12 protein-coding genes and 1 tRNA gene are annotated in these 12028 nt (G+C 45.9%); 5 read left to right on the top strand and 8 right to left on the bottom strand.

What is annotated here, in order from left to right:
• Positions 1–7: 7 nt before the first annotated feature.
• Positions 8–766 (bottom strand): YebC/PmpR family DNA-binding transcriptional regulator, encoded by a 759-nt coding sequence (locus N2245_RS09815; protein WP_494536556.1) that lies wholly within the window; start codon positions 764–766, stop codon positions 8–10.
• Positions 767–985: 219 nt separating this feature from the next.
• Here N2245_RS09815 and guaA point away from each other — a divergent pair, with 219 nt between their 5' ends.
• Positions 986–2536 (top strand): glutamine-hydrolyzing GMP synthase, encoded by a 1551-nt coding sequence (gene guaA / locus N2245_RS09810; RefSeq protein ID WP_494536738.1) that lies wholly within the window; start codon positions 986–988, stop codon positions 2534–2536.
• On the top strand, positions 2536–3828 hold the full coding sequence (gene purD, locus N2245_RS09805) for a phosphoribosylamine--glycine ligase (protein ID WP_494536555.1): 1293 nt from the start codon (positions 2536–2538) through the stop codon (positions 3826–3828). Before guaA ends, purD begins: the two co-directional genes overlap by 1 nt.
• Here purD and N2245_RS09800 read toward each other — a convergent pair.
• Positions 3799–3872: transfer RNA gene (locus N2245_RS09800), tRNA-Cys, on the bottom strand. The genes purD and N2245_RS09800 overlap by 30 nt on opposite strands.
• Positions 3873–3947: 75 nt before the next feature.
• Here N2245_RS09800 and N2245_RS09795 point away from each other — a divergent pair.
• Positions 3948–4298: a hypothetical protein gene (locus N2245_RS09795; protein ID WP_494536554.1), complete on the top strand. Its 351-nt coding sequence runs from the start codon at positions 3948–3950 to the stop codon at positions 4296–4298.
• Positions 4299–4371: 73 nt separating this feature from the next.
• Here the strand turns inward: N2245_RS09795 and N2245_RS09790 are convergent, their stop codons facing one another.
• The 5 genes from N2245_RS09790 to fabL all read right to left on the bottom strand — a co-directional run bounded on the left by N2245_RS09790 (position 4372) and on the right by fabL (position 9095).
• Positions 4372–5211, bottom strand: a complete 840-nt coding sequence (locus N2245_RS09790; protein WP_494536553.1) for a tetratricopeptide repeat protein — start codon at positions 5209–5211, stop codon at positions 4372–4374.
• A 12-nt stretch (positions 5212–5223) separates the two neighbouring features.
• On the bottom strand, positions 5224–6522 hold the full coding sequence (gene miaB, locus N2245_RS09785) for a tRNA (N6-isopentenyl adenosine(37)-C2)-methylthiotransferase MiaB (RefSeq protein WP_494536552.1): 1299 nt from the start codon (positions 6520–6522) through the stop codon (positions 5224–5226).
• Positions 6523–6641: 119 nt separating this feature from the next.
• Positions 6642–7880 carry an alkaline phosphatase family protein gene (locus N2245_RS09780; RefSeq protein ID WP_494536551.1) on the bottom strand — a complete coding sequence of 413 codons (1239 nt, stop codon included), beginning with the start codon at positions 7878–7880 and terminating at the stop codon, positions 6642–6644.
• A gap of 62 nt (positions 7881–7942) precedes the next feature.
• Positions 7943–8254 carry a hypothetical protein gene (locus tag N2245_RS09775; RefSeq protein ID WP_494536550.1) on the bottom strand — a complete coding sequence of 104 codons (312 nt, stop codon included), beginning with the start codon at positions 8252–8254 and terminating at the stop codon, positions 7943–7945.
• 85 nt (positions 8255–8339) lie between these two features.
• On the bottom strand, positions 8340–9095 hold the full coding sequence (gene fabL / locus N2245_RS09770; protein ID WP_494536549.1) for an enoyl-[acyl-carrier-protein] reductase FabL: 756 nt from the start codon (positions 9093–9095) through the stop codon (positions 8340–8342).
• Between the two features lie 147 nt (positions 9096–9242).
• Between fabL and N2245_RS09765 the strand changes: the two genes are divergently transcribed.
• The gene (locus N2245_RS09765; protein WP_494536548.1) at positions 9243–10400 is read left to right on the top strand and encodes a M20 family metallopeptidase; all 1158 of its coding nucleotides are present in this window, start codon (positions 9243–9245) and stop codon (positions 10398–10400) included.
• A gap of 47 nt (positions 10401–10447) precedes the next feature.
• Here the strand turns inward: N2245_RS09765 and N2245_RS09760 are convergent, their stop codons facing one another.
• Complete coding sequence (locus N2245_RS09760) at positions 10448–11563, bottom strand: Mrp/NBP35 family ATP-binding protein (RefSeq protein ID WP_494536547.1); 1116 nt, start codon at positions 11561–11563, stop codon at positions 10448–10450.
• Positions 11564–11676: 113 nt separating this feature from the next.
• Here N2245_RS09760 and N2245_RS09755 point away from each other — a divergent pair, with 113 nt between their 5' ends.
• Entirely contained in the window at positions 11677–12015 is a 339-nt protein-coding gene (locus tag N2245_RS09755; protein ID WP_494536546.1) for a tRNA-binding protein, read from the top strand.
• Positions 12016–12028: the final 13 nt, after the last annotated feature.

Here is a 12028-nt window from a genome sequence, read left to right as displayed (position 1 = left end):
TCACGCTCTAACTCGTGGCGTTCATGGCCACGTCTGCTTCGGTCTTCATGTTAGTATAGACCTCTTGAACATCATCAAGGTCTTCAAGCCTCTCAATGAACTTGAGTATGCTTTGGGTATCTGTATCCGAAGGCTCTACGTAGGTGTTAGGTATATATACCTTCTCGGCGGATGCTACTTTGAACCCCATCTGCTCCAGGGATTCTTCAACGGACTTTAAGTCCTGAAATTGAGTATATACCTCTACTGTTCCATCCTCTAAGGGGGTCACGTCTTCAGCGCCTGCCTCTATAGCGGCCAGCGCTATATCATCTGCAGTATGTTGGTTATCTGGCTCTACAACGATTAATCCCTTTTCATCAAATATCCAGGATACTGACCCAGATTCACCCAGTCTGCCACCTGATCTGTTGAACACGTTTCTTATTTCAGATACAGTTCTGTTTCTGTTGTCTGTAAGGGTTTCAACCAGAACCGCAACCCCTGCTGGACCGTACCCTTCGTAGGTTATCTCTTCGTAATTTGTAGCATTGCTGCCTTCTCCAGCTGCTCTCTCTATGGCTCTCTTTATGTTATCAGCAGGCATATTGATACTTCGGGCCTTCTGTATGGCTAACCTCAGCCTATAGTTGGCTTCAGGGTCGGGTCCACCCTGTCTAACTGCTACTGCTATTTCTCTGGATATCTTAGTAAATATCTGCCCCTTGCGCGCATCTGTAGCTTCCTTCTTGCGCTTGATCTGGGCCCACTTTGAATGGCCCGCCATACACGTTCACCTCCCTGTTTTTGCATGTAGAGCATTACTACTAACTTTTCTCATTGTATTCGAATAATAATTATATCAATAACCATCAATAGCCTTTTCTAACCCGCATGCTTTGCGTCCATCAACACAAGGATCATATAATCATCTAATAAGCCTATTAGTGAGGAAAAACTTTTGAGCGCTCACATCTCCGAGGAAAGACAGCATTCAGTAGAAACCATGCTTTCCCAAGATGTTGGGAAGACTGTTGTTGTAGTAGATTTTGGCTCCCAGTATAGCCAGTTGATAGCTCGCAGGGTAAGAGAGCTGAGGGTATATTCACACTTGGTACCCTACGATACTACTTGGGAAACTGTTTCCAGGTTGAATCCAGGGGCTGTAATTCTATCGGGTGGGCCAAGTAGTGTCTATGATCCAAATGCTCCGAGATTGCCCGATTGGATACTTGACTCTGGCCTGCCTGTGCTAGCTATCTGTTATGGACTTCAGCTGATTGCGCACGAGATGGGTGGTCAAGTAGTACCAGCCAATGTCAAGGAGTATGGTCCAGCAGAGCTGCAGGTGGAAGACGAAAATTCTCCTCTATTTGATGGATTACCTAAATCCCAGCGCGTATGGATGAGTCATGGAGACTCGGTTATCTCTCTACCAGAGGGCTTTTGGTGCATAGGCTCTACGGCCGCTTCGCCCTATAGCGTAGTGACTAATGGCCGGATATATGGCTTACAGTTCCATCCTGAAGTTGTTCATACTCATTACGGTCGTGAAATAATATCTAATTTTCTTTTCAAAATAGCTGGACTAGAGCCTCTATGGACTCCATCTCATTTCATAGAGGAAGCTATTCAGAGAATAAAAGACGAGGTTGGTCAAGCCAAAGTTATATGTGCGCTTAGTGGTGGGGTGGATTCATCCGTAGCTGCCACCTTGATCCATAAGGCGATAGGAGATCGTCTAGTATGTATATTCGTTAACAACGGCTTGCTCAGATTGAACGAAGCTGAGGAAGTTCTTGGTGTACTTCGAGATCAGCAGCACTTGAACATTAGATATGTGGATGCTACTGATAAGTTTCTGTCAGTACTGCATGGAGTAACTGATCCCGAGGAAAAACGTAAAAGGATAGGGGAATGCTTTATTAGAGTATTTGAGGAGGAAGCCTCTAAACTAGGAGATATAGAGTTCTTGGCGCAAGGTACCCTTTATCCGGATGTGATCGAGAGCGCCACTGCCGATACGAAAGCAGCTGCCAAGATCAAGACTCATCATAATGTCGGCGGTTTGCCTCCAGATCTAAAGTTCAAGCTTCTGGAACCTCTGAAGTACCTCTTCAAGGATGAGGTTAGGGAAGTAGGCAAGAACTTAGGTCTACCAGATCACATAGTTTACCGGCATCCCTTCCCAGGTCCAGGTCTCGCTGTGCGTATTATAGGTGAGGTTACGCCAGAGCGCCTCGATATCGTCAGAAAGTGTGATGCCATAGTACGCCAAGAGATCGAAAAAGCTGGAATGTATAGAGAAATCTGGCAAGCCTTTGCTGTTCTAACCCCAATACGCACGGTAGGGGTTATGGGGGATGCTCGTACTTATGGATATTTGGTAGCGGTCAGAGCAGTTACCAGCGAGGATGCCATGACTGCGCACTGGGCAAGAATACCCTACGATGTGCTTGATAGTATAGGATCTAGAATAGTAAACGAGGTTCATGAGGTCACTCGCGTAGTGTACGACATAACTAATAAACCTCCGGGGACTATAGAGTGGGAGTGATGAGTTCAAGTACCGAAAGAGTTTTGGTAGTTGGATCTGGTGGTAGAGAGCATGCAATAGTCGATGGCCTTATAAGGACACATCCAACTATAGAGGTGTTTGTTTACCCAGGTAACCCAGGTATGTGGCAGGTGGCACAGAGAATCCACCCTAAGGAGAACTCCATAGAGGCATTGGTCCAAGCCTCGGTGGAGAAGGGAATAGGCTTGGTAGTCGTTGGGCCAGAAGCTTACCTAGATCAGGGTATTGTTGATGCCTTCACTGCCGCAGGTATCCTATGTTTTGGCCCAACTAAGGCAGCGGCTAGACTTGAGACCAGCAAATCTTGGGCAAAGCAGGTCATGAAGCTTGCTGGAGTACCTACAGCTGAGTACAGAGAATTTAGCGATCCAGAGGAGATAAGATCATATATCAGTTCTCTTGGTAGGAGGGTGGCTGTAAAGGCTGATGGTCTAGCTGCTGGCAAAGGTGTTTTGGTTACGGATAATCCTGTAGAGGCTGCTGAGTTTTCCGAATTGTATCTATCTTCACCAGGATCAAAAGTGATTGTTGAAGAGGCTCTTAGCGGTAAAGAGCTAAGTCTTTTCGCCCTGGTAAATGGGGATATGGTTGTTCCTTTCTCTCATGCCCAGGATTACAAACCAGCTTATGATGGCGATAAGGGGCCAAATACCGGTGGTATGGGCGCAATATGTCCTGCTGACTCCCCATCTGCGCTAACAGAGGAATTGATCGAAGAGATCATAACTCCTGTAGCCCATCAGATGAAGACTATGGGTGTACCGTTTTGTGGGGTGATATTCGCTGGGCTAATGTTGACTGAAGATGGTCCGTACGTGTTGGAATTCAACGCCAGGTTTGGTGACCCTGAGGCACAAGTAATGATACCTCGCCTTGACGCGGATCTTTATGAGCTTATACATTGCATAGCAAGTGGACAAGAACCATCAACGCCTTTGGCTTTCAAGCGCCTTTTTGCTTGTGGCGTGACTATAGCTTCTGAGGGCTACCCAGTTGCTAGGGCGAAACCAGAACCTATTACCATAGGCGACTTGCCTGAAGGAACGTATTTATACCACGCTGGCACTTCTTTTGACAATAATGGTAACCTGATAGCGACAGGTGGAAGGGTATTTACTGCTGTAGGTTTGGGCAATGATCTCGATGATGCAAGAGATAAAGCTTACTCCCTGGCATCGAGAGTAAGCTTCAAGGGTGCTTGGTATAGGAGAGACATTGGAAGCAACTGGATTGACCTAGCTTGGAGGCGACGAGCGGAATCGAACCGCTGATCGAGGTTTTGCAGACCCCTGCCTTACCACTTGGCCACGTCGCCTTAGGCTATATGCAATTTAGCAAAGGTTTGGCTCTAGTGTCAAAGTAGGTTGCCAATATAAGGAGTGTCTATCATATGACTAAAAAGAGTAAGAAGAGCGTAAGATCGCAGTCAAAGGCTAGGAGAACTAGATCTGGCTCCACCGCTTCTCCTAGACTTGGTAACGTAGGTTCAGCTTCAGCCGCTCCTGATGCGGTGCAAAGCTCTGTAAGCGAACCTACACCACGACAATCTGTGTCTGAGCAATCAGATTCCGCAGGTAGAGTTGTTCCCAGAAGACCAACAGCAATGGTCTCCTCTGTAAGCCAAGAACAAATAATGCAAGAGCTGAGTTACGTACGATCAGACCTAAAGAGATTGCTGCTAACCATGATTGTGGTGTTGGGCTTTATGGTATTAGCAGGTGTGATTGTTTCCTACATGTAGGATCTGGGATGCTAGCTTAGGCAAGATCAAAGGCTGCATACCTAATAACTAGGTATGCAGCCTTTGATTAAGCTTATTCCTCTTCGATTTCGTCTAAGTCTTCGGCCTCTGCTATAGCTGAGGTAGAGGTTATAGGAGTTTCCTCTTCCTCTAGCTCTTCTTCGAGTTCAAGTTCTTCAACCAGCTCCTCTTCTTCAGTGATAGCAGCTCTACTTACTGCACGAGTCTCTATTGCTGGTCTAGATGTCACAGGTGGGAATGGTAACTTACCATGTGTGTCGGGGCTACGATAAGTTTCGCTAATAATAACTTGTACGCTGTCTTGGCTGATATGCATTACGGTTACAGAATACTTGTTGCCGTGAGCCATCAGCTGTATCAGTCTGTTAGCTCTATCCGCAGGTACTACCCCCAGATATTTGCCTGATGCAGTAAATACCCTTAAGTAAGGACCATCTACTGACATCTGTAGCGGGTCACCAGGCATTAGAGTAGCGAACTCTGTGAGATCCGGAGTATCTTCAAGAGTAACCACTCCCGACCTTCCGGGCTGCATAACGAATGTCCTAACGTTTACTGGGCCGTTATCGGTTGGCTCAACCTCTTCCTTCCCTAAAGCCTCGATACTTGCCTGGATACGCGTAGCATTCCTCTTAGCGATAGCATTCGCTGGGTCTATCTTTAAGGTTTCATTGTATGCTTGTAGGGCTTCCTTGAGTCTTCCCATCTCATTGTAAGCCCTACCTATCCTGTTATGAGCAGATACATCTCGAGGATCTATTTCCAGTATCTTCTGATTTACCTCAATAGCTTCCTGCCATTTGCCCTGCTCGCTTAGGTCAATGGCTCTATCTGTCAATCTAGCCTTTTCTCTTCTCTGTTGTGGACTTAACGGCTCACTTTGAATGGTCAATTCAGATACTCCTTACACAGCAATTTTCAAGGCTGGACTATCTACGAGCTCGGCCTGCATGGACCAAGCAGTAGTATGAGTTATCCTTACTGGAAGTGTTTTCCCAGTTAGATCCTCTTCAGAATCTACGAATACTAGCTTGTTGGTTCTTGTTCGACCCTTCCACTTACCTTTTTGTTTTTCTTCGAATAGCACCTCTTGTATGGTACCTTCCAGTTGTTTGTTTATCTCCGCAGAGATCCTCTCATGCTGCTCTTCCAGTATCCTGAATCTTCTCTGCTTCTCCTCGAGGGGGATGGGGTCACCCATCTCATATGCCTTAGTGCCCGGTCTTGGTGAATAACATGCTATATGTACCTGGTCTAGCCTCAGTTGCTCCAGGACATCGTAAGTCTTCTGGAATTTCTCTTCTGTCTCATTTGGAAAGCCAACTATTATATCAGTGGCTATACTTACCCCTGGAATGATAGATCTGACCCTATTGATAAGGTCTATATATTGTTCAATCGTGTATCCGCGTCTCATTGCGCGCAGCACGTCGTTGTCGCCGGCTTGGAAGGGTATGTTGATATGTTCACATACCTTTGGCAAATCAGCAACAGCGTGGAGGATCTTATCTGTCATAGTCCGTGGATAAGAGGTTAGGAATCTTATACGCTCGATGCCAGGAACCTCGTGAACTGCATAAAGCAGGTCAGCTAGATCTGGTCTGTTAGGTAGATCTTTGCCATAGTGATTAATTGTTTGCCCTAGCAGGGTCACTTCCTTCACGCCTCTGTCTGCAAGAAACCGGACCTCCTCCACCACATCGGGTATAGGGATTGATCTCTCCCTACCTCTTCTGTAAGGGACCACACAGAATGTACAGAACTTATTGCAACCCATTATCACAGGGACAAACGCAGTTACCCCTGATGTGGAGGAGAGATCATATAGCTGTGTCCCCCATTCATCTTCTACTGGAGGTATTGAAGCTAATAGCTCGTCTATATCTCCTGCAGGTACGAAATGATCCACCAGCGGAAACTGCCTATGCAATAGGGCTGTATCGGAGTGCACCATGCACCCCATCATCACGATGATAGTATCTGGTCTCTGCCTCTTTAGTTGGCTTAGCGCGCCGAGTTTGCCCCAAGTTCTTCTCTCGGCGCTCTCTCTCACACTGCATGTGTTAAGAATTATGACGTCGGCTTCGCTGGGTTTATTTGTTTCTTTGTAACCAGAGTGTTTTAGGGCGTCTGCTGCTCTGCGGCTATCTGCAACATTCATCTGGCAGCCGACGGTCCATATATAGAAGGTGTTTCCTGGCATAGCTAACCTCTATTCTCGCCTGATAGATTATGAAATCTCAACAGATGAAGATTATATCTCAGTCAAGTTTAGGGGATCAAACTATATAGATCTGCTTTACTATAATAGCAAAAACTGGGCTAGTTGATTCTTATCTGTATGAATGGGACAAGCATCTCCTGCGGAGTTAAACCTCCGTGCTTACCCCTATGGTTAGGATTTCTGTTCTCCGGGGCATGCTCGTAGCGCAAGACTCTTTTACCCTTTGGGATCAACAAGTAAGTTCCCATCCTGTCCACTATGCTTGCATTTTCCGGCATACTCCCATATAGTCCCAGTTCGAGAACTTCCCGAGTGTTGAGTATGAAGGTATCTTGTCCAAAATTCTCTTCAAGGAAAGCTTGTAGCTCTAACTCTCTATTAGGCTTGGAATAGAGAAGCACCGCTCTGTCTAGACCAGCAGGAGGAGCTGCGAGCATGTTGGTTAAATCTGGATAATCGTTGAGCCATTTCCAGGAGTTGAAGTCAACATCACACTGACCATGGTCGGCGGTTATGATTAGTAGCACCTTCCTTCGCGTTATTTGGGGTAAGAGAATATTGGTGAGAGCCCAATCTAGTAGACCTATCTCGAAATCATGTTGTTTGCTAGATGTACCATAAAAGTGACTGATTGTATCGACCCCTGGCCAGTATGCTTGTACAGTGCCTTTATCAGTAATGCTGTTAATGGATTCTACAAGGTTGTAGAAGAAGTCGGAGATTGAGAAGTAAGGAACGTAATAAGCACCTCTATTGTTCATGCGTGATAGGGGACTTTTCATAAACTGCCAATGATTCAGCAGGATAGCGCTTATGCCATGCTGTGTTAACAGCTCGAATACTGTTGGATATTCTATGAGGGTCTCGGGTTGTACTCCAGCTAGCTCTAAGCTTGAGTTGGTAGGGGATGCTGTGAAATATAAAAGGTCAATAATTGTCCCCAGCCTGTGCTCAAAGAACCTTTGGGATATTATCCCGTGTTCTGATGGGGCCAAAGCAAAACCTAAGGTTGTAAGGGCAGTCACCGTTGTGGATGGGAAGGTAGATGTTAGCTGGTTTAGAACAGCTCTACCGTCTCTAATCATAGAGCTTATTCCAGGAGCTGAACTATTAGCGATTGCTCTCTCTAGCTGATGGTAACCTAAGGCGTCTATGAGTAGAGTGACTATTACATCAGCTTGCTCCCAGTAATGGGCGTTTATCACTGATTCATCTAGAGGTGGAGTACTGATTTCTATATCAAAGTGCCTCAGTATGCTTGCTGGGATATTGGTTATACCTCTACCGCTGTAATTTGGAAGTATGGTGTCTTGGTCTATAGAGATTGCTTTGTTCAATTTCTAAACCAGTAAATCAATCTAATGGGACTTGCGATTTCGATTTTCTTATAAATTCTACCCTAACTCGCTAGAGCTTTTTCTTTAGGTATCTCTATGGTTACGGTCTCCATCCAAGCACTAGCAGGTATATTAGGTCTTTTCTGAGATGCCTTTCTGAGGCTGTGTATCTCGTCCGAAGTCATGTCCATTATCATGTGTTTCAGGGCCAACCTGGCTGTGCTGACTGCAGTACTGCGGGTACCAGATACAAATAGCTCGCCCGGAACTCCTGGTACGCTTATTTTATAGAGGTTAGGCACGTCAGGCTCGCTTTCTACTATTACTATGAATGAGATCGTTTGCTCCGCAAAAAAATTCTCTCTCGTGCTCATGCTTAGATGCTAATTGTAATGTTGACATGATGCTAGATCACGCACGAGAGAGAACTAGATCTTTGATCTTTTTTTGATACGAAGACTAGAAGACTAGAGAAAGCCCTCCATCTACGATGATGGTTTGCCCTACTATCATCTCTGCATCCGGGGTACACAAATATTTTATTACGTTAGCTATATCTTCAGGAGTAACCATCCTTCCTGCTGGAGTTCTCTCTCTGCCAGCAGTTAGCATCTGTTCTGCAGATGCAAAGTACTTTAGAGCCTCGGTTTCTACGACGCTGCCTGATACACAGTTTACTATTATCTTCTTTGGGGCCAGCTCAACTGCCAGGTATCTAGTCAAAGCTTCGAGCGCTGCTTTAGAGACACCCACGCTAGCATAGTCGGGCAATACTCTGAAGGACCCTAGGCTACTGATGCTGATGATTCGACCTCCCCCGCGCTCAAGCATATAAGGAACTGTTTCCTGAGCCAGGAATAATAAAGCTCTGGTGTTGATGTTCATAGTCCAGTCCCAACCACTCTCTTCTAGCTGGAGGATGGGTTTGTTGGATCCAGATGCAGCATTACTTATTACAAAATCTATGCCTCCTAACTCATCTAGTACTTGCTGGACCATGCTCTTGATCTTCTCGCGGTCTCTAACATCTGCTTTTATGGCTATAGCCTCTGCTCCCAGAGCTTTGAGCTCTTCCAACGTCTCATCAGCCGGTCCCCTGCGTCTGAGGTAGTTGACTGCTACTTTTGCTCCCTCCTGAGCAAACATCTTCGCTATCGCTTTACCAATACCTCTGGTTCCTCCGGTGACCAATGCTACCTTGCCTTCAAAAAGCATTATCTAACTCTACCTCCCAAAACTTTGATAGGATCCCCATAACTTCTGCGGATTGTAGTGGTAGGGCTTATCTCAGGTCAAGTGCTATTCTTTTATAGATGTTATCACAATGGGTAAAAGCTTAGTTCTATGAAAGGAAGATGGTTTATGAGTCAAGTACTTAGCTACACTGAACTCTACGCCTTTTATCAGGATGGACTGCAAGAATATCTGAGAGATCTGCAAATGTTGGTGAATCAAGATAGCGGCACAGAGTATAAAGAAGGCGTAGATAGGGTAGCTGATCTGTGCATTGATAAGCTGACATCATTTGGGTGTAGTTTTGAGAGGATACCAAGTGAGGTATATGGGGATACGATTATAGCTAAGGTAGAATCGTCTTCCAGGCGCAAAGTGCTTTTAGTAGGGCATATGGATACAGTCTATCCAAAGGGAACAACTGAGTTACGTCCATTCACTATAAAGGGCCAATACGCATACGGCCCTGGCGTAGCTGACATGAAATCTGGGCTTCTCCTAGGAATCTATACTCTGAAATTGTGTAAGCACATAGTGCAGAATCTGGACAAAGAAGTAGTAATGGTGCTCAATAGTGAAGAAGAGGTGGGTTCTCCCTTTTCTGCAGAGATAATTAGAAATGAAGCCAAGGGTGCTACAGCTGCCTTCGTCTTAGAACCCGGTAGACCTAGGTCCTCTGTAGTAGTAGCTCGTAAAGGCGTATATAACTATGAGCTTATAGCTAGGGGCAGGTGTGCGCACGCAGGTGCAAACCCTCAGGACGGTCGCAATGCTATCGTGGCTCTAGCTAAGGCTATTACGGAAATAGCTCAATGGGATAAATACCCTAAGGGTGTGACTCTTAATGCTGGGACGATTAGTGGAGGTACCAAGCCAAACGTAGTACCTGACTTTGCGAGTGCCTATCTGGATGTAAGAGTGCGTCGGGCTGCTGATCTTGAAACAGTAGAGGAGCATTTTACCCAGATTTCTGAAAGACTATCCAAGGATGGTGTGACTGTGCATTTCTATAGAGTTGGATCGTGCTTCCCTCCAATGGAACCATCTGAAGGTAATCGGAGGCTTTACGAGCTAGCTAAGGATTTAGCCAAGGAGATTGGATTTGAGCTGGGTGCTGTTGAGACTGGAGGAGCGTCTGATGCAAATAACATAGCTATGATGGGGGTTCCAGTCCTAGACGGATTGGGCCCGGTAGGAGAAAAAGCTCACAGTCCTGACGAGAGGATGTTTGTACCAAGTATAACTGAAAGAGGTGCGTTGCTTTCGTCGCTTATTTTAAAGGTCTGAGTCATGAGAGGAGATACAATACTCCTCTCATGACTCAGTTTGCTGTCCTACCTATTCGGGGTTAGCGGAATGAAAGATTTCCCAGCTATCGATGAGGAGTTCTTAAGGTTGAGAACGCTGATTTTGGCAGCTACCTTGTAAGCTATGTTCCTGATGGCCTCTGCCTGGGGTGAATCGGGAGCAGTTACCAGGATAGGTTGTCCTGAGTCTCCTCCCATTCTGATGGCTGGATGCAGAGGCACCTCTCCTAAGAAATCTAGCTTGAGTCTCTTTGCAGTCTCCTCGCCGCCGTGCCCAAAAATGTCAGTTCTCTCGTTGCAGTGAGGGCATATGAAGTAACTCATGTTCTCTATTAGTCCCAGGATTGGTACGTTGAGCTTCTTGAACATCGCTATGCCTCGTCCTACATCTGCGAGGGCTACGTCCTGGGGAGTCGTCACAATCACAGCTCCTGAGAGAGGCACAGATTGAGCCAGAGTTAGGGATGCATCACCAGTGCCTGGTGGAAGATCAACTATCAGGTAGTCCAGTTCTCCCCAATCGACTCTCATCAGGAGCTCCTGGATCATCTTGCCCACCATTGGTCCTCTCCAAATAGCTGGAGTATCGGCCTGCATGAAGAACGCTGTGCTTATTAGCTTTACTCCATGGCTTTCGGCAGGGATTAGACGTTCGCCTTCCTGTGCTGGTGGTATCTCTACTCCGAGCATGATGGGAATATTAGGACCATGTATATCTGCATCCAATAGCCCTACTCTAGCACCACTCTGTTGTAGCGCTACGGCTAAACCAACGCTCATAGTGCTTTTGCCTACTCCCCCCTTAGCGGAAGCAACTGCGATAGTGTGAGCCACCCCTGGAAGTAACTGCGTCATGGGTCCAAATCTTCTGGGAGTAACTCTTGAATTGAAATCTATCTTGACTTCCTTTAGTTCATCAAGCCTAGATAGTGCTTGCCTAATATCGGACTCGATACGGGATTTCAATGGACATGCAGGTGTAGTAAGTGTGATCTTGAGATATAGCCTGTCTCCCTCTAGCTTGAGCGTATCTACCATCTTCAGGGAGACTATATCTCTCCCTAATTCAGGATCTTGCACGGTAGATAACACTTCCAATATATTCTTTTCATCTAGATGGGTACTATTGTTGCCGCCAAACATATACATCTCCTAAGACCGTTCGAAAGGCAAAATTGTATTTTCGGTCCAAGCTATTCTATATGGCTGTTCATATTGCAGCAAGCATAGTAACCTTATAAACGGAGGTAAGTTGTATGAGTTATATTGATTTTGAGCAATTTTCTGAAGTTGACATAAGGGTAGGAAGGATTATAAGTGTTGAGGCTTTCCCCGAGGCTAGAAAGCCTGCCTACAAGCTGACGATAGATTTTGGTTCTTCGATAGGAACTAAAATGTCTAGCGCGCAGATAACTGATAACTACTCACCAGATGATCTGGTAGGTAAGTTGGTGTTAGCAGTTTGCAATCTACGGCCCAAAAGAATAGCTGGTTTTGTCTCAGAAGTGCTCGTACTTGGAGTGCCAGATGAAAATAACAATGTAGTGCTTGTGTCTCCTGATAGGGAAGTGCCGCTAGGAGGAAAGCTATACTAGCAACTAGTACCGG

Source organism: Thermobaculum sp. T2p (assembly GCF_059335935.1).
The sequence above is the reverse complement of the archived record's forward strand: the minus strand, read 5'-3'. Positions and strand labels throughout refer to the sequence as shown.